This window comes from Pseudomonas sp. GL93 (genome assembly GCF_003408955.1).
Classification (GTDB): domain Bacteria; phylum Pseudomonadota; class Gammaproteobacteria; order Pseudomonadales; family Pseudomonadaceae; genus Aquipseudomonas; species Aquipseudomonas paracarnis.
This window is the reverse complement of the sequence record NZ_NKRF01000011.1, coordinates 17717-43126: the sequence shown is the minus strand read 5'-3', so window position 1 is coordinate 43126 and position 25410 is coordinate 17717. Positions and strand designations below refer to the sequence as shown.

The window sequence follows — 25410 nt, the reverse complement described above, 5'->3', positions numbered from 1 at the left end:
GTGCCAATCAGAGATTCGACAGTACCCTGTGCAGGCCGACCAATGTGGCGAGCAAATGCTCGCGTTGTGCACGGCTCACAGCAATGTAGCGCCGAAACGTCGGCATGCGGTTGACCACCTCGCTGCCGCCCATATGCTCCAGGCGCACGCACCATTGCTGGTCGTGCAGCTCGATGCGCAGGCGCTTGAAATCCAGCGGCATTAACGCTTGGAACAACGTGCTGTCAGCCAGCAAACGCGCCTGCAACTCACGGCCCAGTGCCTGGTTGCCAGCGCGGCGCCGCACATGAATGCCGCTGCGACGGAACGCGCCGCCATGGTGCACCTCGAAGTTGCCAGCGCCACCCGCTGCAGCAGGAACGCGCAGGACACATTCGGTCAGCACCAGGTGCATTAACAACTGCGACTCGGTGCGCTCGACAATCTCGAAGGCCACACCGTCCACTTCAAGGGTTGCCAGGCCCAGATCACGCCGCAGGTGGGCCAGGGTCACCCCCGGCCGATACCCGCTGGGTGCGCGGTCAGCACGAAACAGCTCAAACAGTTTTTGCCGCAAGGTCGCTATAACCGTCATGGGCCTGCCCCGGTTCGTGATTGAATTCCTTGGCCAACACCTCCTCCACACAGGCGGGCTTGAAGGGGTTGACCTTCTGCACCACCAGGGTCCAGAACAGCGCGTAGGTGGCCGTCACGCCGAGCATCACGCCAAACGGCACGTAGATGTCAGCCGGGTTCATGCCTGGTGGGGTGATAAACCACATGCCCAGCAGGATGCCGATGCTGGAGACGATCTGCGGCAGCGGGAACCACGGCGAGCGATAGGCCCGTGGCAAGTCCGGACGCCGAATGCGCAGGATCACCACTGACAAGGTCACCAACAGGTAGGCGAAACTCCACGCGCACACCGCCGCCAGCACCAGGTGCATGATGTTGTCGGTGTTGCCGCCCAGGTACAGCGCGTGCAGGCACGGAATCAACATGGCCACCAGGATGCACAATAGCGGCGTCTTGAAACGCGGGTGCAGGTAGGTGAACACCTTGGGCAAGGCGCCATCCACCGCCATACCGTAGAGGATGCGCGGCACGCCGGCCATCAGGGTATTGATGGTCGCAGCGCCAGCGAACAGAAAGCCGATGCCCAGCCACAACGGACCGATCTGCCCCATCACCTGTTCGGCGAACCGGGGGATGGCCATGGGTGTGTCCAACAGGTGAACGCCGGACGCCACATCGAGCACCACGTTCTCCACCTGGCGTTTCATCGCCGCGCCATAGATGAACATGCAGGTGGCCACGCCCATCAGCCCGAGCATCATCGCCCGTGGCATCACCTTGGCAGATTGGCGCAGGTCCGGCGCCAGCGGGGTGACGAACTCGCAGCCCACGAACATGAACATCGCCATGCCCACCAGCGACAGTACGGTAACCAGGTCGGTGCCCACCAACGACTCGCCGAACCAGCCATCCAACTGCACCGCCGGCGCGGCGATCAGGCCCAGTACGCCGAACACCATCAGGGTGGTCCACATGCCGAAGGTGAGGATGATCTCGGCGCGGCCAAATGCGCTGACGCCAAAAGCATTCAGCACGCCGAACACCAGTACGAAACCGACGCCCAGCAACCACGAGCCGCCGGCCGACTCTGCCAGGGTATTGAGGTGTTCGAAGTTCACCAGGGCCATGACGCCGGCGAGGATAGTTTCGGCGGTGCCGGCGAACACATGCACGATCAGGTAGGCCGACAAGGGCCCGGTGATCGCAAAGAACCTACCCATGCCGCAGTTGATGTAGTCGTACACCGAACCGGTGGTAGGCAGTATCGACGCGGCCTCGGCGAAGGTGGTGGCCTGGGCCAGCATCATCACCACGGCGATCAGCATCGCCAGGGCAAAGGCGCTGCCGCCGATGCCAAAACCCATGGTGGCGGTGAGAATCACCGGGCTGGCCATGATCAGGCCGATGGTGCTGGCCAACGCAGTGGGAAAACCTACCGTGCCCCGGTTGAGGTGTGCGGTGAGTCGGTCGTTGATCGACATGGAGGGGTCCTCGAAGCGGTTTTTTTAATGTGTCGGCACTCTGCGCCCCACTCCCGTTGATCGTCTTGCCCCTGTCTGCCGCCGGTTTTGTTGCTGCCTGCCAAGGCCTGCTGCCTGGCGGCCAGAGTCAATTGCCTGGCACGCAGGGAAAAGACTTGGCCTCATACCGCTCGCCCTAATGCGCCCTCACTCTTAACCAAGATGGGGGCAATAACAATGGAGCACACACTGAAAAACCGCTGCCTGCGCCAGACGGTCGGCCTGGGCGTGGCACTGCTGGTGGGCCAAGCGCAGGCCATCGAGTTGTATGCAGACGCCGACACTCAGGTCACCGGCAACTTCCTCGCCGTGTACGGTATGTTCAATAGCCCGAAGAACTACGATGGGCGCAGCGGCGGCTCCACTTGGCGTGAGGCGTTCATCAAGTACGGCCTGAGCGCCGAACAGAACCTGGGCAACCTGGGCGGTGTGTATGGCACGGCCAACCTGGTGAGTTCCGGTACCTGGGGCGACGGCGATGCGGCCGGGTTGACCAACGGCACCGAGCGCACCACCAAGTTTGACGAAGCCTTCGCTGGCTGGCGGTCTGGCGAGTTGTTACCGGCGCTGGGCAAGGACGGCCTGGACCTGTCGTTCGGGCGCCAGATCATCATGCTCGGCGACGGTTTTATCCTTAACGACGACGGCCCCAACCTGGGCAACGGTGTGGGCGACGGCGAGTTCAATCGCGGCGGCGCCTACTACATCGCCGCACGCCATGCCTTCGATAAGACGGCGGTGATTCGCCTGGGCGGCAAGGACGGTGTGCACGGCAGCCTGATGTGGATCAAGTCCGACAACCGCGCCCAGGCCCTCACCGAAATGGCCGCCGGCACCCTGGAATACAGTGCCGCGCCGGGCACCCTGGGGCTGACCTATATTCACGGCATCGACGTGGATGAGCGCTTCGCCACCGACCTGCAGCGCCAGCGCAAAGGCATGAACCTCTACAGCCTGCGCGGCGCCGGCAATGCCGGTATCGACAACGCGCACTTGGCCTTCGAACTGGCGCGCCAAAGCCGTCGCGACGGCCAGGAAAATGCCGGTTACGTCGAAGCCGGCTACACCTTCGCCAACCTGCCGTGGTCGCCGGACCTGACCTACCGCTACGCCCGTTATTCGAAGAACTGGGACGGCTTGTTCTCAGGCTTCAACCGTGGCTACGGCACCTGGGTGCAGGGCGAAGTGGCGGGCAACTATTCCGGCCCCTTCAACAGCAATACCGCCGTGCAGCACGTGGCGCTCAAGGTCAAACCATTGGAGAACGTCACCCTTGGGGCGCTGTTCTTCGACTACAACACCGTCAGTACCCGTGACCAGCCCAATCTGGATGGCCGCGAACTGGACCTGTATGCCGAATGGGCCGTCAACGAGCACCTGATCATCACGCCGCTGCTGGGCCTTTACACACCCAACAAATCAGCCGATACCGGTGGCAATCAGGTCGGCGGCAACGGCACCAATGTCTACAGCCAACTGGTGGTCGCCGTGCCGTTCTAAACCGCCTCGGGCGCGCAGGGAGGCAGCGCCCGGACCTCGGCATAGGCGCCCTGATGATAGAGCAGCGGCGCACGGCCAAAATCATCAAAGGCCACCACCTTGCCAATCATGATCCAATGGTCGCCGCCGTCCACCTGCTGGTATTTCTCGCAGTGAAAACGCGCCGAGCAATCGGCGAATACCGGCGAGCCACCCTCCCCCGGCTCGTACTCGATCAGGGCGAAGCGGTCTTCACGGGGGCGGGCAAAATTGTTGGATAGATGCACCTGGTCCGCCGCCAACACATTCACGGCAAAGTGGCTGGCCTCCTCGAACACGGCATGGCTGTTGGAGCGTTTGTCGATGCTCCACAGCACCAGCGGCGGGTCGAGGGATACCGAGTTGAAACTGTTGGCCGTCACGCCCACCTTGCGCCCGGAGGCGGTGGCCGCGGTGACCACGGTCACGCCAGTGGCAAAATTGCCCAAGGCGCGACGAAAGGCTCGTGGGTCGAATACGTCTGACATGCAAGACTCCCGGGTGGCCTCTATGGGCCGCCCTGATTGTTGTAGGGAAAACGCGGCTACACCATGCTCGGGTCGGGTTCCAGGCCCATCAGCTCACGGCCAAGGATCTGCGCGCACACGTCATAGTCGGTGTAGGCATGCGCGCCGGTCATATGGGCATCGCGGAATAGGCGCTGCATTTCGTTGTGTTCGAACCAGGCATTGCCACCGGCGGCGGCGAACAGCCGGTCTACCGCTTCGATGCACATCTTGGTGGCGTAGGCCTGGTTGGTGCGCCAGAACGCCAGGGTTTCTCGCGCTGGGTAGCGGTGGGCGGCGCTGTGTTCGGCGTGGTCTTGCCAGGTCTTCTCCAAAAACGCCCGAGCGGCGGCCACCTGGTGGGTGGACTCGGCCAGGCGCATCAGCGCCGGGGTCGCTGCGCCGACGGCGGCACCGGTGTAGGCGCGCACGCGGTTTTTGGTTTTTTCGCGGAACACCTCCAGCATGCGCTCGGCCACGCCGAGGCTGACGGTGGAGAAGCCACTGGCGAAATACGGCCGGTACGGCGCGTAAAAAATCTGGCTGTCAGGGTAGAGACCAAAGCCTGCGGACTTGCCTTCCATCATGTCCTTGGCCTTCTGGATCCGGTGCTCAGGCACCCAGGCGTTGTCGATGATCAGGGTCTTGGTGCCGCTGCCTTTCATGCCGGCCGCGAACCAGTCATCGCGGATCTGATAGTCACTGCGCGGCAGCACGGCAAAGCAGTAATCCTGGGTGCCTTCGGCATTCTGGCGACGGCAGCCGACAATCGCCCATTCGCCATGGTCACAGCCGCTGCTCCAGCCCATCTCACCACTGAAGTACACACCGCCCTCGCCCTCGGTCACCCGGCCAAACGGCGCAATACTGCTGCTGGCCGTGGCATCCGGGTTGGCGCCCCAGATCTCCTCCTGCAACTGCGCCGAGAACAGCGCCAGTTGATGGCTATGGGTACACAACAAACTCATGGCCCAGGCGGTGCTGGCGCAACTGCCGGCGAGCAAGGCGATGCAGTCGGCGAATTCGGGCAGCGACAGCTCCAGGCCGCCAAATGCTTTGGGCTGGAAGGCGCGGTGCAGGCCGATGCTTTTGAGCAGCGCAATATTCTCATCCGGCACCTGGCGCAGCTGTTCTGCACGGCTGGCGTTCGCGGCAATGGCAGGCAGAAGAGGCTTGAGATCTTCGAGGAGCGGGTTTGGCTTTTTCATGGACGGCCCTGCTTATTATTGGAAGTCCGGCAGGCGCTCCGAATCGTGGAACGGCGCGGGATGCAGGGCCAGTATCAAACGGGTCGTGCAGGCGGGAAATGCACGTTCGGTAGGCAAGCTTGTACTTTTCACAAGCACGGCAGGCACAGGCATAAAAGCTGGCAGGCACAGTCAAGCTGCGTACCTGCGCGTTGGTTAACCTCGGGGTTTCTTTTGTGAACTGCCAGGAACCTGCCATGAGCGATATACCGCTGCTGCCTCAAGTCGACGCTTTTCTACGTCGTCTCCATGGGCTATTCATTGACGGTGCCAGCGTGCACAGCCACACCGATACACGCCTGAGCGTGACCAACCCCGCCACCGGCCAGGTGATCGCCGATGTGGCCGACGCAGACCTGGCGGATATCGACGCCACGGTCGCTTGCGCCAACCGGGGTTTCCAGCTGTGGTCGCAGACCGCACCGGCCATCCGTGGCAACGTGCTGCTGAAACTGGCCGACCTGCTGGAACACCACCGCGAAGAACTGGCACAGATCGAAACCTGCCAGTCGGGCAAGATCATCCAGATTTCCCGCGCCTTTGAGGTCGACCAGGCCGCGCATTTCCTGCGCTACTACGCGGGTTGGGCCACCAAGCTCAGCGGCCAGACCCTCACGCCGTCGCTGCCTTCGTTCAATGGCGAGCGCTACACCGCCTTCACCTTGCGCGAACCGGTGGGCGTGGTGGTGGGCATTGTGCCGTGGAATTTCTCGACCATGATCGCCATCTGGAAGCTCGCCTCGGCGCTGGTGACCGGCTGCAGCATCATCATCAAGCCCAGCGAATTCACGCCGCTGACCCTGCTGCGCATCGCTGAACTGGCCATCGACGCGGGGCTGCCGGCGGGGGTGCTGAATGTGCTGACCGGCGGCGGCCATGTCGGCAAGGGGCTGGTGGAACACCCTGGCACGCACAAGGTGTCCTTCACCGGCTCAGTGCCCACCGGTATTGCAGTAGGCCGCAGTGCCATGGGTGCCGGGCTCACCCGTGCGACCCTGGAACTGGGCGGCAAGAACGCGGCAGGATTCCTGCCCGATATGAACGTGAACAAAGCAGTGGACGGCATCATCGAAGCGGGCTTCTTGCACTCGGGGCAAATCTGCGCGGCGGCCGAACGCTTTTTCGTGCACCGCTCGCAAATCGACGCCGTGCTGGAAAAACTCAAGACGCGCCTGAGCCGCCTGAATATCGGCTCGCCCCTGGACGAACACACCGAATTCGGCCCGGTCACACACCAGCAGCATCAGCACAAACTGCTTGGCTACTTCAACCAGGCCCGCGCCGAAAACAACACGATCATCCACGGCGGCCACCTTATCGACCGCCCCGGTTGCTACGTCGAACCCACGGTGATCCTCGCCAACCACCTGCACGACACCCTGCTCAACGAAGAAACCTTCGGCCCCATCGCCACCTTCCTGCCCTACGACGACGAAGACGAGCTGCTGGCGCTGATGAACCACGGGCCCTATGGGCTGAGCGCCAGCCTGTGGACCAACGATTTGGGCAAGGCCCTGCGCATGATCCCGGCGATCAAGGCAGGCACCTTGTGGGTGAACATGCACACCTTGCTCGACCCGGCAGTGCCGTTTGGTGGGTGCCGGTCTTCGGGGGTTGGGCGGGAGTTTGGCAGTGCATTTATTGAGGATTACACCGAGCTTAAGTCGGTGATGATTCGGTATTGATTGGGGGGGGCAGTGCACATCTGGTTTGGTGTACACCGCCCCCTCCCACATATGGATCGCATTGCATCAGTGAGATAGCTGTCTTTGTCAGCCACTACTTGCTGCTTTCAAAAAATCGCTCGCCTAACTGAACGGAACCACCGCCTCCGCCTCAACCTCGATCAACCAATCCGGCAACGACAACCCACTGACCATAGTCCACGAAGACGGCGGCGGGTTATGCGCGAAGCGCTGGCGCAAAGCTTCAGCAATCGGCTCCTGCTGCTCCCGGGCAGACTCGACGATATACAACCGCAGCATGATCACATGGGACAGATCGCCCCCCACCTCAGCCAGCACCTTGTCGACATTATCCAACGCCATGGCCGTCTGCTCGGCAATGCCTGGGCCCACGGTGCGCTCTTGAGCATCGACGCCCACCTGCCCGGAAAGCATGATCCGCCGCCCCTGCGGCACTTCCATGGCCTGGCTGAAACCGTATTGCAGCGAATTGAATACCGTCGTGGGATTAATGACCTTTCGTTGCATGACGAGTCCTTGTTGGCAGTAGGAAAACAAGGCTAACCCAAAGGAACTGCTCAGTCGGACGGTTCAACATCCAGCAACATGTTCATGGATAAAGCGCTGAACCGGGCACGTCCGGTGGCCTGATGAATAAACGCAATTCAACAAGCAATGACGTCCCACTGTGGGAGGGGCGGTGCGACGATTCGACTTGCTCCCAATGAGGTAGTGTCAATCAATACATCTGTGACTGACCCACCGCCATCGGGGGCAAGCCCCCTCCCACATTTGGGTCGCATTGCGTCAGTGAGATAGCTGTCGTTTTCAGCCCCCAGCGCCTGCGCCTCCATCTCGATCAACCTTCCGGCAACTACCCCCCGCCGACGTTGATCCAAGGAGTGAGTTCATCAGACCGCTCTTACACAAACTTCGGGTTGCGTCCGATGAGCCTCACCGCTAACCTTCGCGGGTCGCTGCAAATTCAGCGAATGGGTGTGGTAGCCCAGTTCTTTCATAGACCCCAAAACGCTCAAGGGCGTTTTTTTGTGCGGGCTGCTTTGTGGCGGCTGTGCATGGGAGGCTTCGGCCTGCCGGGTTTCTATGACCGGTCTACCACCCCGTGTACAGTCGCCTCCTTACTTCGTGTGGTAGCGAAATGGAGGTGCTCATTCATAGGAGCTTCGCCATGAAGAAAGTCACACCCAATCCCCCGCCATCCCCCTCGGATAACAACCCGCTACTACCTCCCGATGTCATCTTTACCGTCCGCCCCGGACTCAGCACTGAAGCCGCCTTGAGCAATGCCAGCGAAATGCTGGAGTCAGCGACTGTCTGTGCCTACGACTGTGCCGAACAGCTTGACGGCCAGAGCCGCAAGCATGTGCTGGCGGTGGTGCAGATGATTGAGATTGCGCAGTTGCTGGTCGATGAAGCGCTGAACCGGGAATGCCCGGTGGCCTGATGAACAAACGCAAACTCAACAGGCAATGACGTTCCCCTGTGGGAGGGGGCTTGCTCCCGATGGCGGTGGGTCAGTCACAAATGTGTCTACTGACACTACCTCATCGGGGGCAAGTCGAATCGTCGCACCGCCCCTCCCACATTTGATCTCACTGCATCAGTGAGGTAGTTGTGCCAGGGAGAGCGTGCCAGGCTACCAGGTGCCCATCGCCAGGCTGTGCGGTGAAAACTCTGCGAACTGCCAGCGCAGTGCCAATGCTGCCGGGCGGCGGACCACGTGCTCCACCGTCACCGTCCACAAGCGCTGCGCGCCCTCGAACTCGGCCACTGGCGACCCGCTGAGAATCAACGATGTACGCCCCGCCACTTGCAGCACGTCGCCGGTTTCAAAATCGACAAACAGCAACCCCGCCACCGGGTTGGCGTGCAGGTTGCCGAGGGTGTTGAAGAACAGGTTGCCGACAAAATCGGGGATGGTCAGCACGTTGCCTTCCACCCGCACAAACCCCGTGTTGCCGCCGCGATGGGAAACGTCCACCGAGCGTTCGCCGTGCTGGTCCACGTAGCTGGCGACGAAGAAGGTGTCAGCGTTGCGGATCAGCGTTTGGGCGGCGGCGTCCAGGCTGGTGCTGCGCTCGGCTGTATCGCCAGGTTTGCGCGCAATCCCAGCGACGGGCCGCAGTTGGATGTACTTGGGACAGTTGCCGAAGGTGTGCACCACGTTCACCGCAAAGCCGTCATGATCCAGCGCTCCGATCCGACCGTTCATGCGGTTGCGACGCCGGGTGCCGAGGTCGATGCCCAGCAGGCCAACGGACGCGCCATGAGTGATGCCAGCCCAGGCCGGGTCGCTTTTGGACGGCAGGCCGTCGATTTGCAGCGCCTGTGGATCCGGTGAATGGGCAAACCCTGGCGCGCCCTCCAGCATGGTCGCCCAGGGGATACCCTGTTCGTCCACCACACCCAGAATGAGGTAAGGCAACAACGGATAAAAATCACGATGCTGCTCGGGCAAATAATCACGAATGACCTTCGGCCCGATCATGGCCATGCGTTCAGCGACGCCGGCACTTTCCTGCAAGTGGCGTTCGCCGACATGCCAAGGGGATTGTTCGATCGAGTTCATGGCGATCACCTCTGGTTGGATAACCGAATGCTGCGCCTACCCAACCCTGCAGAGAATGCCCACCCCAGGCAATCCACTATTACTCCAACTGAAATGCCGGATGTTCGCGCAACGCGGTGACGCAGTAGTCGACAAAACTGCGCACGCGCATCGGCGCATGGCGGCCTTCGCGGTAGATCACATGCACCGGCAGCGGCGGCAGTTCAAAGGCCGGCAAGACACGACGCAGTTGGCCATTTATGAGGTGATCATGAACCGGGTAACTGAGGCAACGAATTACCCCCGCGCCCTGCACGGCCGCATTGATCGCGCCTTGCACCGTGGCGCAACTGAGGCGGGCGCGGGCGTTGAGGGTGTAATGCAGGAAATCCCATCGCAGCGCTTCGGCGCTGGCAATCAGATGATGTTGCTTGAGGTCGGCCGGATGCCGGGGCTCGCCTTTGGCCCCCAAATACGTGGGGCTGGCGCAAAGCAGGGTGCGCACTTGCCCAACCTGCCGTGCAATCAGCGATGAGTTGGGCAATTGGCCCACCCACACCGCCACGTCAAAGCCCTCTTCGTGCAGGTTGGGGTAATAGTCGTGGTAGTTAGCAATGACACGCACCGCCGGGTAGCGATCCATGTAGCCTGCCAGCAATGGCGCCATGACATAGCGACTGAACAACAACGGCAGGCATATCCGCAGGTTGCCCTGGGCGTGCACATGGGCGCCGTTGGCCGAGGCTTCGGCCGCGTCCACCGCTGCCAGCAAGCGCACGCAGTCGGTAAGGTAAGCCTGGCCTGCATCGGTGAGGTTGACCCCACGTGTGCTGCGTTGCAGCAACACCACCCGCAAGCGTGCCTCCAGGCGCGCAACCGCTCGTACCAGGGTCGGGCCGGAAACCTCGGCATGGCGTGCCGCCGACGCCAGGCTGGGTTGGCCGGCCAGCGCGACAAACAGCTGCATATCGCGAAAGCGCTCCATCAGGTGCGCCGCTTCGTCGCCGGGTTCAGGGCCGGGTCCTGCCCGAGGTGATGGCTTAAGAAATCCACAAAGGTGTTGACCTTGGCCGGTATGCGGCCGTTTTGCTGGAACACCACGTGGATCGGCAGCGGCGCCGGTTCGAAAGCCTCCAGCACCAGCTCCAGCTCACCCGCCGCCACCGCTGCCGCCACCTGATAGGACAGCACCCGCGTCATGCCCCAGCCCAGGCGCGCCAGGTTGATTGCGGCATTGTTCGCCGTAACGCTCAAACGCGGCTCAATGGCTATCTTCAGCGGCCGCCCGGCGTCGACGAACGTCCATTCACTGACCAGTTGGCTGGACGATGAGGAGACGATCCTGGCTTCTCGCAATTGCTCAGGTCGCTGCGGGCGCCCATGTTGGTCCAGATAAGCCGGCGATGCGCACACCACCCGGCGCACTTCGCCGACCTTGATCGCCTGCTGCCCGGGTTCGTGCAGATGGCCGATACGCACCGCTACATCGACGCCTTCATCGGCCATATTGACCACACGGTCGACCAGCAAGGCACTGATGTTCACCAAGGGGAACTGGTCAAGGTACTCCCCCAGCACAGGCGCCACATACAGCTCGCCAAACAGCACCGGTGCGGTCACCGTCAACTGGCCGCCGGGGATGGAGTAACTGCCCGCTGCCGCTTCCTCGGCCTCCTCCAGTTCGGCGAGGATGCGCCGGCAATCTTCCAGGTAACGCTGGCCGGCTTCGGTCAGGTGCAGGCTGCGCGTGGTGCGCGCCAGCAGTTGCGTACCGATGCGCTGTTCCATAGCGGCAATGGCGCGGGTCACGCTGGGTGGCGAGGTCTTCAGGCGGCGTGCAGCAGCCGCAAAACCCTCCTCCTCGGCCACCGCCAGGAATACCTGCATCTCATGAAATCGGTCCATCGGCATCCCTTGATCGTTACTGTGATTGCAGCCCCACCGCCGTGCGCGGCATAGCGACAAACCCTGGCAAGGCTTCGATGCTGGCAAGCCAGGCACGCACCTCAGGGTAGTCGGCCAGCGACACGTTGCCTTCCGGCGCATGGGCCACGTAGGTATAGAACGCAATATCGGCGATGCTTGGCTGATCGCTGGCGAGGAAACGGCTTTGGCTCAGTTGCTGTTCCATCACGCTCAGCAAGGCATGGGCACGGTTGATCGCGCTGACAGTGTCCACCTCGGCGCCAAACACCGTGGCCAAGCGCGCCGTGGCGGGCCCAGCATGGAGTTGACCAGCGGCGGCCGAGAGCCAGCGTTGGACCCGCGCTTGCCCGATGGGGTCGCTTGGCAACCACTGCCCTTTGCCATAGGTACTGGCAAGGTAGACCAGAATCGCATTGGAGTCGGCCAGCACAGTGCCGGCGTCGTCGATCACCGGCACCTGTCCGAAGCTGTTGAAGTTGGCGATGAACGCAGGTGCTTTGTGAGCGCCTTGTTTGAGGTCCACGAGGATGAATTCAGTCGGCAGATCCAACAGGGACAACATCAGCTCGACTCTGTGGGAGTGGCCAGACAAGGGAAAACCATACAGTTTGATAGCAGGCATGAAAGACTCCAGATCGTTGTCGACCGAGTATTCGCGTCGAGGGAAGCGATCTTCTTATGGGCAACCCTGCGATGGAATCACCAGATTGTGCAATCCAGCATTTCACAGAATGAAACAATGAGGTGATCCATGGCGAACGGCTACCTCTCCGCCAGATAAGCCCCCTGCCATTCAAGTATGCGAATCTGGTGGTAATCTGCCTCGAGCACGGCGGGGTCTTCATGTACCAGATACACCGTGCCCGGCTGACTGAAAACATCCTGCGTCACGCCGATCTGCTGGCCGTCCTCAACGTAAAACACTGCTTCGAAAAACGACTCAAGCTTGAGTAACTCCCTCAAGAACCCATCTTTTTCAAAACGCCCCTCTGAGCGGTTTATCAAGCAAACATTGTAGGTATGTTGCAGACGCTGATAATTGATCTTCCTCGCCAGTTGTTGTTCAAATAACTCAGGCTGCATGAGGGATAAAACCACAGCATCGATCTGACCAAGGCCAGTAGTTACCTTTGAAACCCCAGGCCGAAGAATGCCGTCAGTGCGGGCAGCAATTTCCACCAGTTTCGGACCGTCTTCAGTAAACATAATCTCCGCATGGCTAGGCCCATTTCGGATCCCCAGGCACTGCACCACTGCTCGTGTGTATTGGACCAGAATCGGATAAACCATCGAATCGGGCCCAATCAGTTCGTCAATGTCATAGAGTACGCCGCCGGTCGGCGTTCGCTGCTTTCGATAACGGACGACTTCAGTGACGAGTTGTTGCCCGTCGAGCGATACCATGTTCACCACATACTCCAGTCCCGCCAGGTATTCCTGAATCAGGACCCGCGTGTTAGGTATATTTAGCTTGTTGGTCGTTCCTAACAGGCGCTCCATAGCAGCTTTGCACGCGCACATATCCTCGCAAATAGACACCCCATCGGCGCCTGCGCTCTCGAGGGGTTTGATGACCACAGGAAAACGTCCGTGTTCATCGATCCACTCTTGTGCAGGACGCCAACTATCAGTAATGAACTGCCTTGCGGCCGGCAACTGCGCCTGGGTAATGCAATGGATCATTTCGTACTTGTTTCGACGTGCGTTAGTTTTGTCGAAATCATTGCGATAAGGCAGCTGCAGTTGCTCATTCAGCTCGTCAGCCAGAAGCACACCCGTTTCTGCACCCGCGAGGATGAACTGTGGCATGAAGCGTTGGACTTCAGCCAAGGTCATTCCAAAATTGCTATTGACGATCATCTGCTCATAAAGCGTGCAATCAAAACCTTGATAATAATAGCCGTCCAGTGTTGCTGATGAAGCCACATGCACCAGCACGCAGCCATCGTCGTTCAATTGCTTCGCTAAAAATTTACCCGATGAGAACCCATCGACTATCACAATTTTCATACGATCTCCCGTTTCAGCGCATGCAACGACCTGAACGACAGCAAAAAGATGATGACTGTTACGGCTGAGAGGCTGGCTACAGAAAACCCAACTCTCGAATCCAGGTACTGGAACAAAAAAACGAACACAGGAAGCGTCAGCAATACCAGGGAAACGTGAATAGGCGTGAGGTAATAGATGGTTTTCTGAATCAGGTAAATCGGCAGCAAATGTCCGGCTATCACCAAGATAGCCATAGGCAGAACCCATCCACTATCGAGTAAAAAGCTGCCTCCTGTAGCAGGAATCGCAACGGCACAGACACCCACCATCGCGATGTTTCTGACACCCAAAATCTCGTAGACCGACCATTGACGAGCGAACATCTCTTTAGAAAAAACCGTGTACATGACCGTGCCCAACGCGCACGTCAATACGCTAACGATACCGAGCACCCGCTGCACAGCGGTGGTGGTGACTACACCGCTGTCCCCCGCAAGGGAATTGAACAACATCATCGCTACCGAGATGAGCACCAGCCATGAAACCACCGCATCGACTACGGCCACCTTCACGCTACGATTGGTCAGCAGGGAGACAATCAACGTGAGTGCAGGGCCGCAGGCTACGGAGGCGACTCCCACTACTGCTGGCTCCAGATACCGGAGTGCGTAAAACAACCCGCCCCAATTGCACAGAACCGCAAGATTGATGATAACGATCAATCGCCATTGGGTTCTGAGCTTTGACCACAATGAATTGGGATTTCGATAAACCGCCCAAACACCAAAGACACAGGCTGACGTTGTAAAACAATAAAAAATAACGTTCAACGTGCTGATCGACTGCGTGACCAACGCAACATAAACATCGAATGCCGCACTGATCAAGCAAAACACCAAGCCGATAATTAACCCGGTTCGTTGCATCAACATTTAGCCACCCGCGCGCGCATTTTCATTCAACCGTTACTCGATCTTCGCTCACCAACACTTTCAAAATAGTTTTAACGGTAATCCCAGTCGCACCTACTACATTCTCAACCCCAAAATTCCCAACCTTCTCTACAGCGCAGACAACATCTGCCACTTCACCACCCGCCCCTTTCACAGCGTCTACCAGCGCAATTACCGCACCGCCGGAACTTAGCGTATCGTCAATGATGATGACTCGATCGCCAACTTCGACGCCGTTGAGATACAACTGTCCCTTGTAGTATTCGGAGTCAATATCGACCACTTGCTCATTGAAACCACCAAGACTGTAGGAATACCACCTGGCCATGGCTAAAGGTATACCCGTCAACAATGAGACCGTGGTTGCCAACGCGGCCCCCTTATCTTCCTCGGTGACAATTTTCGAAACGTCACGTTCCATGACTTTGATGATTTTATGCGCGACCTCAATTAAAACTTCCGGCCGCAAAGCAGGTATCTGATCCGTAAACTCATTGACCGTAGTCAGAGATTTTCCAGATCTCACAACTTTAGCTTTTTTATAAATTTCTTCCAGCAACATGGCGCACCTCACTGTACTCAGGATAAAACCCATCCCAGCGACTCGCATACTTCCAAGAGCTATCAAAAAATAACGTGACTATGTTCTTGCATTTATGCGCTTGAACGATCTCGTCACACATCAGTAGATTGGCTCCGCAGGTTGGTCCAATGGGTATTTTTTCTGACGCGATGAAGTGCTTCATCCGAGCCCAAGCGTCGACATCATCAATCACTCGTATTTCATCAACTAGACCGGAGTCTGTATTCGCTGATAAAACTCCTGCGCCCAAACCCATCAAATTGTGCGAGCGATGATTGAACGCCAAATTATTTCTTTGCGCAAACAGAGGCGCAGAGTTGCTAACCTCCAGCGCTATTGTTTTAATCCCACTGTACGTTTGCTTCAATACCTCAGCGATTCCAGAAAAAGTGCCGCCCGTACCGATTGAGCACACGAAGAAATCCGGCACGATATTTTGTGCACTCAACTGTTTCACGATTTCTTTCCCACAGCACCGCCAACTGTCTTTATTCAACAGGCTATTAGACTGATCCAGATAATAAAACTCTTCCGATGAGTTCTCGGATAGATACGCTTTTGCTTGGAGAACTGCTCCCGTCAAAAAAGACTCTTTTGGAGTCTCTACTATATCCGCCCCATAGGTACGTATTTGTGTTTTCCGCTCCTCGGTCATACCTTCAGGCATGAATATCTTTACGCCGTATCCCTTCAACCTGCCGATCCAAGCGAGTGCAGCCCCTCCGTTCCCAGTAGAACAGTCAATTAGCGTCATACCAGGTTTAAGGACGCCTGCCTTCTCCAATTTATTGATAATATTTAAATAGGTACGATCCTTATGACTTCCCGATGAATTCAAGTACTCACACTTAGAGAAAACCCTATTTCCATTCACAGAAAGTGTTGCCAATTCGAGTAGCGGCGTATTACCAATATCTTTCAGCTCCATTTCCATGCCTCAGCGACTCGTCAATGAATTCAGACGCTAGCAAATCATTTCGATAAATAATAGCTAGCCGAACGGATAGGTAATAGAAAACATTTGGCCACCTATCCATTAAGGGAAATGTATGTAGGAACGCCCCGACAACAGCAGGTAAACCACGTAATAACTAACAATTTATTACGTACAAAAAAGACTTTTCGTACGAGACTCGCCACCTTCAATAGCAGTGCGCCCTGCCAAATCCCGTGGCCGCAATGGTGCGGCGCCCCCCTCAGACGAGTTTTCATTAAAAAATTCAAACTATCGCCCTCCCCATCGTTCACACCTTCACGTGCAACGTTAAGTAGGAGGCGACATGCAATACCGACAACTGGGTCATTCCGGCCTGCTGGTATCGGAAATCATCCTGGGCACCGTGCCCTTTGGCGGTCGTGCGGAGTTCGAAAAATGCGGCGCAGTGGACGTGCCCTTGGCCAAGCGTATGTTCGATATCGCGTTCGATGCCGGGGTGAATATGGTCGACACCGCCGATCTTTACTCCCACGGCTTGGCCGAAGAGGTCGTCGGCAAAGCCTTGGGCGACAAGCGCAACGATATTCTGCTGGCGACCAAGGGCCGCAGCCCGGTGGACCAGAACCCGAACAATTCCGGCTCATCGCGCTATCACTTGATTCGCGCCTGTGAAGCCAGTTTGAAGCGTTTGGGCACCGACCATATCGACCTGTACCAACTGCATAACTGGGACGGCATGACGCCCATCGAAGAGACCCTCGAAGCCCTGCGTCTGTTAGTCGGCTCGGGCAAGATCCGCTACTTCGGCACCAGTAACTTCACCGCCTGGCAGATGATGAAAACCCTGGGCAAGGCTGAACTGCACGGCATGCTCAAGCCAATTACCCAGCAGATCTACTACACCCCGGAATCCCGCGAGGCCGAGTACGAGTTGCTGCCGTTGGCTTTGGACCAGCAGGTCGGCACTTTGGTGTGGGGCCCGATGGGCGAAGGCTTGCTGACCGGCACACCCCGACGCGGGCACAAGCCGCCGGCCAATACCCGCCAGGGCAGCGGTTGGCCGGAACCCTATGTCCACGACCAGGAGCGTGCGCTGGACATTATCGAGACCCTCGCCGCCGTCGGTGATGAACACGGCGTCTCCGTCGCCCGCACCTGCCTGGCCTGGCTCAAGGATCGCCCGGGGATCACCTCGCTGATTGTCGGCGCCCGTACGGAAGCACACCTGCGCGACAACCTGGCGGCCACCGAACTGAAACTCACCGACGAGCAGTCGGCGCGCATCGAGGCTGTCACGCGTCGTCAGCCGTTGTACCCCTACTGGCACCGTTTCACCGCCGGGATTGATCGTTTTGATCCAGCGGAGCAACCCTTCCTGGCCGAGCATCAAAAAACCCTGGATGCCCGCCAGGACAAATAAAAACACCCCCCTTGGAGCAGGCTTTTCTGTAGGAGCGACCTTGCTCGCGAAAAAACCACAGGCACCGCGTTTATTCAGGAAGCACGCGTTATCGTTGACGTTTTTCGCGAGCAAGCTCGCTCCTACATTTTTGGGGTTGCCACCCGACGGCAATGCTGCCTATATTTCCGCCTGGCGCTCTCTACGCCACCTTCCGCGGAAAGGGCTGCGCCCAAGACATCACAGCTCTACCTCATTTCTACGACTCCCAACCTTAAAGCGGAAAAGGTTTGTGCAAGGAGCTCGTATGTCGCAACGCCCTTTAGCCTCCACTACCAATGGCCGCCTCAACCTTGAGCAGCAGCGCAAGCGCGCCAAGGAACTGTTGCCGCGCCTGAAAAGCCAAGACCACAGCGCAACCTTGTCCCAGGCTCAATGGCAGGTCGCCAAACAGCTGGGCTTCGCCAGTTGGCCCAAGCTCAAGGCCCACGTCGACGCCCTCGACTTTGCCGCCCGCCACCCTGGTTTCGATGCCAGCGATGAATCCCGCACCACCCATTGGCGGTGTGGTAATGATATTGCCCACAGCCTGCAACTGGCCGGGTTCAAGGGACAGTTCCGGATGCTCACTGACCCGCTGTGCATGGGGCCAGTGCGTGAACTACCCAGCGAAGCGTTCCGAGCGATGCGCAGTACCTTTATCAGCCAGGCCTTTGCCATTGACTCCACTGAAGTTGCGCATCGCATCAACGATGAATACAACCAACTACAAGCCTTGAACAACGCCGATCCCAGTGTGCTGTGGTGCGAGGCGGACGCCTACGATCAATTGTTCCTGGTCCGCGCCCTGGCTGGCCTTGAGCAGGCGCCGCGCAAGCTGGAGCTGATTGAGGCAGACCGAATTCCCGGAGTCGAGCGATTTATCGGCATAGGCCAATTGGCCCCCGATGTGCTGGCCTGGCTCTGGCCGCAGCGGCGCTTGATCGACGACGACGCAGTGCAGTTGGCCAAACGGGTCTGGTCGGCTTACTGCGACAGCTCACCGCTCAAGCTCGCGGAACTGGCCCATGGCAATCACCCTGCCCTGCCTTTTCTGGCACCGGCGTTACGGCGCCAGCTACAGGAGTTGCCGGGTATCGAGGACGGTTTGTCACTGACTGAACGTTTGTCCCTGAGGTATATCGCTGAGGCCGGGCCTGTGCCTTTCGGTCGGGTGTTTGCCGAGTTGATGGCCAAGCGCGAGCCACTGCCTTTCCTGGGCGATATGATGTTTCACGCGCTGCTGCGCCCATTGATTGATGGGACGGCGCCGCTGCTGATCGAGGCCGAAACGGACGTGGAGTGGCCGCGCCGCGTATTGGCGTTGACGCCACTGGCGCAGCAGGTACTGGACGGCAATGCCTGCTGGCTGGAGCACGCCAGCCATGAGCGTTGGGTCGGCGGTGTGTGCCTGCAGCCACGGCAACCTCATTGGGCACTGGGCCTTGATGATCTGCCCGTCTGGCGTGACTGATGCTGCGCGATACGCTCAGCGCTTGGGGAACAACCCCACGGCACATGCCACCACAGTCGGGTCGCCCTGGTAGACCGCCCGCGGGCTCATCGAAGGCTGGGGCGCTCGGCCGTCCACGGCGCGCAGCATGGGCCACTCAGCGGTCGGAGAACTGTGTGCCGGATCGACAATTTCCATGCAGCGACGCAGGGAGGTGAAGTCTGGCGACTGTGACAACGACAGGTGCAGGGTCTGGCTGACCGAGACCGACACTACCGAGCGCTGCGCACATTGCCCGTCATAGATCAGCGTGTGGCGGATCAACGGGTTGTCATGGCAGTACTTGAGCAGGTTGACCTGCCGCGAGTGCACCAGCGCAGTGTTGATGATCAGCAGGTCAAACGCCACAACGCCCGAGCGTGTCAGTGCCTGCAACTCGTCGAACGAACTCAACGGGGCGATGCGGTGATAGCCCAGCTGGTTGAGCATTTTCTCGATCTTGATCCGTTGCAAAAGCTCTGCATCGGCAATCAGAAGGCGTAACGCTTTATTGGACATAGGGTAAACCTGACAGTTGGGCATCCGCGTCGATCATTCAACGCTGAGCAAAGTAACCGTCAGGGGTGAACCCTGACTTTAAGGCGATTCTGAAACGGCAATCCGGGGCACACCGTACTTTTAAGAATCGCCTCAAAGCCTTCGCGCCACTCGCTACCTACCATGGGCTGCGTTCCCTTACCCGACCATGGAATTACCGTGTTCATGTTTCTACTCAGAATGGTGCTGCTGGCCTGCGGGTTGCTGGTGCTTGCGCCCCCGCCTGCCGATGCGGCGCTGAAGATCGAAGGCACCCGCCTGATCTATTTCGGCCAGGACAAGGCCGCCGGTATCAGCGTGGTCAACCAGGCCTCGCGGGAAGTGGTGGTGCAAACCTGGATCACCGGCGAGGACGAATCAGCCGACCGCACCGTGCCCTTTGCCGCCACCGAGCCATTGGTACAACTGGGCGCCGGGGAGCATCACAAGCTGCGCATCCTGTATGCCGGTGAGGGCTTGCCCAGCGATCGGGAATCGCTGTTCTGGCTCAATATCATGGAGATCCCGCTCAAGCCTGAAGACCCCAACAGCGTGCAGTTCGCGATCCGCCAGCGGCTCAAGCTGTTCTATCGGCCCCCCGCACTCCAGGGCGGCTCGGCCGAGGCGGTGCAGCAATTGGTATGGAGCAGCGACGGGCGCACGGTGACGGTCAACAACCCCAGCGCCTTCCACCTGTCGCTGGTCAACCTGCGAATCGACAGCCAGACGCTCAGCGATTACCTGCTGCTCAAGCCCCATGAACGCAAAACCCTGACCGCGCTAGAGGCTGTGTCCAAGGGCGCCACTCTCCACTTCACCGAAATCACCGATATCGGTTTGCAAGCCCGTCATAGCACGGCGCTCAACTGATAAATCACGGGGTATTTATACCAATGTCACTGACCAAACGCTGTTTACCCCTACTGATATGGGCCTGCGCGGTCTTGCCCGCCACCAGCCACGCACTGGCCTGCCGCGAGGACGGCACCAACTCGATCATCACCCAGGAAGCGCTGGGCACGGCGCTGGCAGTCGCCGCCGATGCACCCAACGGCACCATCATTTGGGAATCCGGCCCGCGCTCGACCAATGTCATCTGCAAGGACGACTACCTCCACGGCCGTGAGGAAGTGTATTTCTACGTCAACCCGGCCAGCGTGAGTATCGGCACCGGGATCCGCGTGGGCATTCGCTATAACAACCAACCGATTACCCAAAGCACCGGTAAGGTCGGTACCGGTTTCTTCTCCGACCGAGGCTGCAATTTGTCCAACTGCGTGGGCTGGGACAAGGCGCGCTTCACCCTCAATTTCAGCGTGTTCATCGAGAAGTACGACCCCACGCCACCGAGCGGCCAGGCCAGCACCCTGACCTCTTACCGCGTGTTCCAACTGGACGGCGTGCGCGGGCTCAACTCACGACCCAACAGCAACTTCAATTATGTGGTCACTGGAATGAACGATATCCGCTTCGTGCCTTGCACTCCCGAACTGACCATCAGCCCCAGCGTGGTCAACTTCCCCACACCTTCGCGCAAAGCCTCGATCGGTGAAGTCGCCAGCAGCGCAAACTTCAGCCTGAACCTGCGCAAAGGTTGCGACACGCCCTATACCGTCAGTGCACGCTTCGCCACCACGCCGGGCGGCGGCAGTGTGAACAATGGCCTGCTGGTGCCGGACAACAACAGCTCAGTCGGCATCTCGCTGTCTCGCGCCGAGAGCCAGCAGCAACTGCCCTTCAATAACTGGTTCACGCTGCAGGAGCTGATGGGCCTGGGCCAGAGCCACGATGAATTCCGCGCCGACCTCAAGTGGCGCACCCTACCGATTCCCGGAGCGTTCGACGCTGCCGTAGTGGTGGATATGTACTACAAGTAGGTGATTTTTAAGGATCGTCTTATGCCACCGGCAGAGGCCCAGACGTAAAGTCTGCCGATGCGATTGAAAAGTTATCTGCTCCAGATCAACCCCGTCCTCTCCCGACCCGAAGCAGCCAGAAGGCTGCTTCGTATTTTTGCGAGCGTGCTGCTGGTAGGCATCCTCAGCGGGGTCTATACCTTTTTGCTGTCGACCTTCAACAACGACATCTCCCAGCGCCGCGGCTACATGAGCAGCGCCATTGCCGAAGCCCATACCTTTTTCACCAACCGCCAAGCCCTGCTCGAAAGCCTGAGCCTGTCGGCAGTGCGCAAGCAGTCCAGGGTCTATCCGTCCTCGGCCGAAGAACAACACCTGGAATTGGGCGACACATCGGGCAACCAGTGGAGCATCTGGCTGACCGCACGCATGCGCGACTACCTCAAGGCCACACAGCTGAACCTACTCTATGTCAACGCCGGCCCCAACCCGCAAGTGATGCGCCTTTACGACGCCACCGCGCAGGTATTGCCGATTTCCAAATGTATGCTCAACCGCCTCAAGGCTCTGCAGCACACCGACCCGGCCACGCTTAACGAACTTTGGCTGAGCGACAGGACTGAACAGCACTCGCACCTGTATATCTTCATCCGCCTGGACGAGCGTGATCGCGACTCCGGCTGGCTCGGCCTGGAGATGGATAGCCGTGAAGTCTCATCGACACTCAGCGACCAGAGCGCCGGTGAGTTCATGATGCTCAATTCCCAGGGCATGCTGGTGTTCACCAACAGCACCGATACACAGTTGAGCCAGCAACACCTGAGGCCCGGCGAAGACAGTTTTTTCGGTTTTGTCGGCAGCGGCTGGCTGCCCGACCACCTGGTGATTCGCAAACACTTGAAGTCCTCCGAGTGGCAGTTGATGTACTCCATCGACCTGCGTGCGGTGGTCACCGGCCTGTGGAAACAGCTGCTCGGTTCGCTGCTGTTCTGCCTGTTCAGCCTGACACTGATCTGGCTGGTGATGCGCCGCGTCGATCAGCGTTTCATCATTCCGTCGATCCATCGCATCCAGGCGTTGATCGAAAGCGAAGCCTTCGGCCGCGATGTGATCCAGACCGCGCCAGTGGCCCTTTGCGTGCTGCGCCGCACCGACGGCCAGGTGGTACTGGAAAACACCCTGGCCCAGCAATGGCTGGGTAACGGGCCGGAGCGCGAGGCACTGCGCGCCGGCTGGATCGAGCAAGCCTTTGCCAACGGACCTTCCGAGCGCAGTGACTACTTTGAAACCATCGACGGCCGTCACCTGTACCTGAGCAGTGCACCGACCCGCTACAAAGGCGAAGACGTGCTGTTTTGCGCCTTCAGTGACATCAGTGCGCGCAAGCAGGTCGAGGCGGCGCTGGAAGAGGCGCGGCAATCGGCGGACGCAGCCAACGCGGCAAAAACCCTGTTCCTGGCGACCATGAGCCATGAAATCCGTACACCGCTGTATGGCGTGCTCGGCACCCTGGAACTGCTGGCGCGCACGCAACTGGATGCACAACAAAAGGACTACCTGCAGGCGATCGAAGGCTCATCGTCGACCTTGCTGCAACTGATCTGCGATGTGCTGGACGTATCGAAGATCGAGGCCGGGCAGTTGGCACTGGAGATGGGCGAGTTCTCGCCGCTGGACCTTGTGCATGAAATCATCCAGGGCTACGCCGCAGCCGCCCACGCCAAGGGCCTGCAGCTGTATGCCTGCTTCGATCCCAAGCTGCCGGAACGCCTGATCGGCGACGTAACGCGCATCCGCCAGATTCTCAATAACCTGCTCAATAACGCGGTGAAATTTACCGACTATGGGCGCGTGGTAATGCGGGTCAAAGTGCTGGGCCGCGACGGGGAACGCTCCAGTCTGTTGTGGCAGGTCTCGGACCCCGGCAAAGGTATCGCCCAGGAAGACCAGGCGATGATCTTCGAGCCGTTTTACCAGAGTGAAGGCAATACCAATGTGGTCGCCGGCACCGGCCTGGGCCTGCCTATCTGCCAGCGCCTGACGGAGTTGATGAACGGCAATATCCGCATGGTCAGCGAACTCGGCCTGGGCAGCAGTTTCAGCCTGATCCTACCGTTGGAAGAAGCATCTGTTCCACCGATGACACCGTTGCTGGCTGAGACCATTTACGTGGCCTCGCCGATCCCGGAACTGGCAAACGCGATCGCCGGCTGGTTGCGCCGCTGGGGCGCAAGGGCCCAGGCCGGCTTGCCGACGCTGGCGGACACGCATCTGCTGTTGCAAGTGCACCCCGGCAGCGTCGACCCGTTGCTGGTGCCCGAGTGGCCCGGGCCGGTGATTCACGTGAGCAGCAACGCCTGCCCCGGCGTAGAAGCCGACGCCGGCGCCTGGCACGTCAACCTCAACCACCTGGGGGCTATTCATCAGGCCGTGAGCCAGGCGCAAGGGCTATGGGTGGCCCGTGCCGATGAGCAAACGCACCGGCGGGATCTGAACAAACTCAACCTGCACCTGCTGGTGGCCGAGGACAACATCATCAACCAGCTGATTTTGCGTGATCAACTGGAAGAACTCGGCTGCACCGTGGAGCTGGCGGCCGACGGTCAGCAAGCGTTGCAGCTCCACACCGCCGGCAACTTCGACGTGGTGTTGACGGATGTGAACATGCCCCATATCAACGGCTATGAACTGGCGCGTGAACTGCGGCGCCAGGGCTGCACGTTGCCGATTATTGGGGCCACCGCCAACGCCATGCGCGGCGAGGCCGACCTGTGCCTGGCCGCCGGCATGAACCATTGCCTGGTCAAACCCTTTGCGTTGCGGGCTCTATTCAACTCCCTGGCGCCTTATGCACGGATCACCCATGAAGCCCCTTAGTATTTTGATTGTCGAGGACCATCCCCTGCAGCATATCTACCTGCAGAACTTGCTCAGCGAGTTGGGAGACTTCCTGCTTGAAACCGCCGAGGATGGCAAAGAAGCGCTGGAGCGCCTGCGCCAGCGGGACTTCGACCTGGTACTGACCGACCTGCTGATGCCCGGCATGGACGGCGTGCAGTTTATCCAGTGCCTGGCCAGCCTGCGCTGCAAGCCGGCGCTGGCAATCATGAGTGCGGCGTCGAGGCGCATGCTGATGGCGGCCAGCCTGGTGGCGAAAAACCTCGATGTGGAAGTGCTTGGCCTGATTTCCAAGCCCGTGAACGCCGAAGCCTTACGCACCCTGGTCAACCAACTCAGGAACAGGGTGCGCACGCCTACCCCCGAACTGCCCGAGCACATGGACATCGACCGTCACACGTTGGTGCAGGCCATGAGCAGCGGCCAGTTCCAGGCCTGGTTCCAGCCGAAAAAATCCCTGGCCAACGGCCGTATCGTCGCCGCCGAAGCCCTGGTGCGCTGGATGCACCCCGAACAAGGCGTGATGCTGCCTGCCGCGTTCCTGCCGGCAATCAAGGCGTTCGAACTGGAGGAGCGGCTGTTGTGGCTGGTGCTCAAGCAAGCGATCCACGCCCAGGAACACTGGCGCCAGCGCGGCTATGAAATTCCGGTGTCGATCAACCTGCCGACCCACTTGCTCAACAGCCATGACCTGGCCGACCGTTTGCTGGAGTTCGTGCTGCACCACGATGGTATCCCGGGAATGATCTGCTTCGAGTTGATGGAATGTTCGGTGCCACAGGACATCAGCAATTTCTACGCCGGCGCCTGCCGATTGCGGATCAAGGGGTTCGGTTTGTCCCAGGATGATTTCGGCAAGGGCTACAGCTCCTACCTCAATCTGGTGTCCACGCCCTTTACCGAACTGAAGATCGACCAGGCACTGGTGCAGGGCAGCCACGACAACGAAGGCATCGCCCAGGCATTGGCGAGCATTATCGCGCTGGGCCGCAAGTTGGGTCTGACGGTGGTTGCCGAGGGCGTGGAGACCCCGCAGCAATTGGCGCTGCTGCGCAAAATCGACTGCAATCAGGTGCAGGGTTTCCTGATCTCCCACGCCGTGTCTTCGGACCAATTTCAGCAACTACTGAACAATGATGGCCCCGCGACATCTCACTAGCTGGCGGCCGCGATTCCAGGGAGTAAGCTCCATCCTGTA

Annotated in this window: 22 protein-coding genes and 1 pseudogene; 9 read left to right on the top strand and 14 right to left on the bottom strand. The window is 59.3% G+C overall.

The features are described 5' to 3' along the window. Window positions 1–7 precede the first annotated feature (7 nt). Both CER19_RS03015 and CER19_RS03010 read right to left on the bottom strand, forming a co-directional pair. A complete protein-coding gene (locus tag CER19_RS03015; RefSeq protein WP_116665345.1) occupies window positions 8–574 on the bottom strand; it encodes a DUF3156 family protein in 567 nt (188 codons plus the stop codon). Next, window positions 537–2036 (bottom strand): APC family permease, encoded by a 1500-nt coding sequence (locus CER19_RS03010; protein ID WP_116665344.1) that lies wholly within the window; start codon window positions 2034–2036, stop codon window positions 537–539. The genes CER19_RS03015 and CER19_RS03010 overlap by 38 nt, the downstream gene beginning before the upstream one ends. Window positions 2037–2252: 216 nt before the next feature. Between CER19_RS03010 and CER19_RS03000 the strand changes: the two genes are divergently transcribed. Beyond that, window positions 2253–3575 (top strand): hypothetical protein, encoded by a 1323-nt coding sequence (locus CER19_RS03000; protein ID WP_116665343.1) that lies wholly within the window; start codon window positions 2253–2255, stop codon window positions 3573–3575. A gap of 32 nt (window positions 3576–3607) precedes the next feature. Here the strand turns inward: CER19_RS03000 and CER19_RS02995 are convergent. Beyond that, window positions 3608–4081: pseudogene (locus CER19_RS02995) on the bottom strand (flavin reductase family protein); the annotation flags it as partial. Between the two features lie 56 nt (window positions 4082–4137). Beyond that, window positions 4138–5307, bottom strand: a complete 1170-nt coding sequence (locus tag CER19_RS02990; protein ID WP_032901980.1) for a p-hydroxyphenylacetate 3-hydroxylase oxygenase component — start codon at window positions 5305–5307, stop codon at window positions 4138–4140. Window positions 5308–5543: 236 nt separating this feature from the next. Between CER19_RS02990 and CER19_RS02985 the strand changes: the two genes are divergently transcribed. Next, window positions 5544–7031, top strand: a complete 1488-nt coding sequence (locus CER19_RS02985) for an aldehyde dehydrogenase family protein (RefSeq protein WP_116665342.1) — start codon at window positions 5544–5546, stop codon at window positions 7029–7031. 123 nt (window positions 7032–7154) lie between these two features. Here CER19_RS02985 and CER19_RS02980 read toward each other — a convergent pair whose 3' ends face one another. Next, window positions 7155–7559 (bottom strand): RidA family protein, encoded by a 405-nt coding sequence (locus tag CER19_RS02980; RefSeq protein WP_116665341.1) that lies wholly within the window; start codon window positions 7557–7559, stop codon window positions 7155–7157. A gap of 661 nt (window positions 7560–8220) precedes the next feature. On the opposite strand from CER19_RS02980, the gene CER19_RS02975 reads away from it, so the two are divergent. Further along, a complete protein-coding gene (locus CER19_RS02975) occupies window positions 8221–8496 on the top strand; it encodes a DUF6124 family protein (protein ID WP_116665340.1) in 276 nt (91 codons plus the stop codon). A 192-nt stretch (window positions 8497–8688) separates the two neighbouring features. Here CER19_RS02975 and CER19_RS02970 read toward each other — a convergent pair whose 3' ends face one another. From CER19_RS02970 to CER19_RS02935, 8 genes are all read right to left on the bottom strand, one after another. Then, window positions 8689–9621, bottom strand: coding sequence for a pyridoxamine 5'-phosphate oxidase family protein (locus CER19_RS02970; protein WP_116665339.1), 933 nt, complete (start codon window positions 9619–9621; stop codon window positions 8689–8691). 79 nt (window positions 9622–9700) lie between these two features. Then, window positions 9701–10585: a LysR family transcriptional regulator gene (locus CER19_RS02965; protein WP_116665338.1), complete on the bottom strand. Its 885-nt coding sequence runs from the start codon at window positions 10583–10585 to the stop codon at window positions 9701–9703. Next, window positions 10585–11505 carry a LysR family transcriptional regulator gene (locus CER19_RS02960; RefSeq protein ID WP_116665370.1) on the bottom strand — a complete coding sequence of 307 codons (921 nt, stop codon included), beginning with the start codon at window positions 11503–11505 and terminating at the stop codon, window positions 10585–10587. Before CER19_RS02960 ends, CER19_RS02965 begins: the two co-directional genes overlap by 1 nt. A 16-nt stretch (window positions 11506–11521) precedes the next feature. Beyond that, window positions 11522–12148 carry a glutathione S-transferase family protein gene (locus CER19_RS02955; protein WP_116665337.1) on the bottom strand — a complete coding sequence of 209 codons (627 nt, stop codon included), beginning with the start codon at window positions 12146–12148 and terminating at the stop codon, window positions 11522–11524. 140 nt (window positions 12149–12288) lie between these two features. After that, a complete protein-coding gene (locus CER19_RS02950) occupies window positions 12289–13536 on the bottom strand; it encodes an ATP-grasp domain-containing protein (RefSeq protein WP_116665336.1) in 1248 nt (415 codons plus the stop codon). Next, window positions 13533–14450, bottom strand: coding sequence for a DMT family transporter (locus tag CER19_RS02945; protein WP_050989046.1), 918 nt, complete (start codon window positions 14448–14450; stop codon window positions 13533–13535). Before CER19_RS02945 ends, CER19_RS02950 begins: the two co-directional genes overlap by 4 nt. Before the next feature lie 22 nt (window positions 14451–14472). Further along, entirely contained in the window at window positions 14473–15033 is a 561-nt protein-coding gene (locus CER19_RS02940; RefSeq protein WP_005789578.1) for a phosphoribosyltransferase family protein, read from the bottom strand. Continuing rightward, on the bottom strand, window positions 15011–15988 hold the full coding sequence (locus CER19_RS02935) for a cysteine synthase family protein (RefSeq protein ID WP_256660363.1): 978 nt from the start codon (window positions 15986–15988) through the stop codon (window positions 15011–15013). The genes CER19_RS02940 and CER19_RS02935 overlap by 23 nt, the downstream gene beginning before the upstream one ends. Window positions 15989–16334: 346 nt before the next feature. On the opposite strand from CER19_RS02935, the gene CER19_RS02930 reads away from it, so the two are divergent. Next, window positions 16335–17411: an aldo/keto reductase gene (locus CER19_RS02930; protein WP_116665335.1), complete on the top strand. Its 1077-nt coding sequence runs from the start codon at window positions 16335–16337 to the stop codon at window positions 17409–17411. Window positions 17412–17697: 286 nt separating this feature from the next. Continuing rightward, the gene (locus CER19_RS02925; RefSeq protein WP_116665334.1) at window positions 17698–18903 is read left to right on the top strand and encodes a DUF1835 domain-containing protein; all 1206 of its coding nucleotides are present in this window, start codon (window positions 17698–17700) and stop codon (window positions 18901–18903) included. Between the two features lie 15 nt (window positions 18904–18918). Here the strand turns inward: CER19_RS02925 and CER19_RS02920 are convergent, their stop codons facing one another. Next, the gene (locus CER19_RS02920; protein WP_003192436.1) at window positions 18919–19440 is read right to left on the bottom strand and encodes a hypothetical protein; all 522 of its coding nucleotides are present in this window, start codon (window positions 19438–19440) and stop codon (window positions 18919–18921) included. 198 nt (window positions 19441–19638) lie between these two features. Here CER19_RS02920 and CER19_RS02915 point away from each other — a divergent pair, with 198 nt between their 5' ends. The 4 genes from CER19_RS02915 to CER19_RS02900 are packed head-to-tail and all read left to right on the top strand — an operon-like array spanning window position 19639 to window position 25371. Then, entirely contained in the window at window positions 19639–20328 is a 690-nt protein-coding gene (locus tag CER19_RS02915; RefSeq protein WP_116665333.1) for a molecular chaperone, read from the top strand. Between the two features lie 23 nt (window positions 20329–20351). Then, window positions 20352–21335 carry a fimbrial protein gene (locus CER19_RS02910; RefSeq protein ID WP_003192439.1) on the top strand — a complete coding sequence of 328 codons (984 nt, stop codon included), beginning with the start codon at window positions 20352–20354 and terminating at the stop codon, window positions 21333–21335. Window positions 21336–21392: 57 nt separating this feature from the next. Further along, window positions 21393–24191 carry an ATP-binding protein gene (locus CER19_RS02905; protein WP_116665332.1) on the top strand — a complete coding sequence of 933 codons (2799 nt, stop codon included), beginning with the start codon at window positions 21393–21395 and terminating at the stop codon, window positions 24189–24191. Beyond that, window positions 24178–25371 (top strand): EAL domain-containing protein, encoded by a 1194-nt coding sequence (locus tag CER19_RS02900; protein WP_003192443.1) that lies wholly within the window; start codon window positions 24178–24180, stop codon window positions 25369–25371. The genes CER19_RS02905 and CER19_RS02900 overlap by 14 nt, the downstream gene beginning before the upstream one ends. The last annotated feature ends 39 nt before the right edge of the window (window positions 25372–25410 follow it).

Coding starts and splice junctions, on each gene's coding strand:
- CER19_RS03015 (WP_116665345.1), bottom strand. CDS start 574: ATGACGGTTATAGCGACCTTGCGGCAAAAACTGTTTGAGCTGTTTCGT.
- CER19_RS03010 (WP_116665344.1), bottom strand. CDS start 2,036: ATGTCGATCAACGACCGACTCACCGCACACCTCAACCGGGGCACGGTA.
- CER19_RS03000 (WP_116665343.1), top strand. CDS start 2,253: ATGGAGCACACACTGAAAAACCGCTGCCTGCGCCAGACGGTCGGCCTG.
- CER19_RS02990 (WP_032901980.1), bottom strand. CDS start 5,307: ATGAAAAAGCCAAACCCGCTCCTCGAAGATCTCAAGCCTCTTCTGCCT.
- CER19_RS02985 (WP_116665342.1), top strand. CDS start 5,544: ATGAGCGATATACCGCTGCTGCCTCAAGTCGACGCTTTTCTACGTCGT.
- CER19_RS02980 (WP_116665341.1), bottom strand. CDS start 7,559: ATGCAACGAAAGGTCATTAATCCCACGACGGTATTCAATTCGCTGCAA.
- CER19_RS02975 (WP_116665340.1), top strand. CDS start 8,221: ATGAAGAAAGTCACACCCAATCCCCCGCCATCCCCCTCGGATAACAAC.
- CER19_RS02970 (WP_116665339.1), bottom strand. CDS start 9,621: ATGAACTCGATCGAACAATCCCCTTGGCATGTCGGCGAACGCCACTTG.
- CER19_RS02965 (WP_116665338.1), bottom strand. CDS start 10,585: ATGGAGCGCTTTCGCGATATGCAGCTGTTTGTCGCGCTGGCCGGCCAA.
- CER19_RS02960 (WP_116665370.1), bottom strand. CDS start 11,505: ATGGACCGATTTCATGAGATGCAGGTATTCCTGGCGGTGGCCGAGGAG.
- CER19_RS02955 (WP_116665337.1), bottom strand. CDS start 12,148: ATGCCTGCTATCAAACTGTATGGTTTTCCCTTGTCTGGCCACTCCCAC.
- CER19_RS02950 (WP_116665336.1), bottom strand. CDS start 13,536: ATGAAAATTGTGATAGTCGATGGGTTCTCATCGGGTAAATTTTTAGCG.
- CER19_RS02945 (WP_050989046.1), bottom strand. CDS start 14,450: ATGTTGATGCAACGAACCGGGTTAATTATCGGCTTGGTGTTTTGCTTG.
- CER19_RS02940 (WP_005789578.1), bottom strand. CDS start 15,033: ATGTTGCTGGAAGAAATTTATAAAAAAGCTAAAGTTGTGAGATCTGGA.
- CER19_RS02935 (WP_256660363.1), bottom strand. CDS start 15,988: ATGGAAATGGAGCTGAAAGATATTGGTAATACGCCGCTACTCGAATTG.
- CER19_RS02930 (WP_116665335.1), top strand. CDS start 16,335: ATGCAATACCGACAACTGGGTCATTCCGGCCTGCTGGTATCGGAAATC.
- CER19_RS02925 (WP_116665334.1), top strand. CDS start 17,698: ATGTCGCAACGCCCTTTAGCCTCCACTACCAATGGCCGCCTCAACCTT.
- CER19_RS02920 (WP_003192436.1), bottom strand. CDS start 19,440: ATGTCCAATAAAGCGTTACGCCTTCTGATTGCCGATGCAGAGCTTTTG.
- CER19_RS02910 (WP_003192439.1), top strand. CDS start 20,352: ATGTCACTGACCAAACGCTGTTTACCCCTACTGATATGGGCCTGCGCG.
- CER19_RS02905 (WP_116665332.1), top strand. CDS start 21,393: ATGCGATTGAAAAGTTATCTGCTCCAGATCAACCCCGTCCTCTCCCGA.
- CER19_RS02900 (WP_003192443.1), top strand. CDS start 24,178: ATGAAGCCCCTTAGTATTTTGATTGTCGAGGACCATCCCCTGCAGCAT.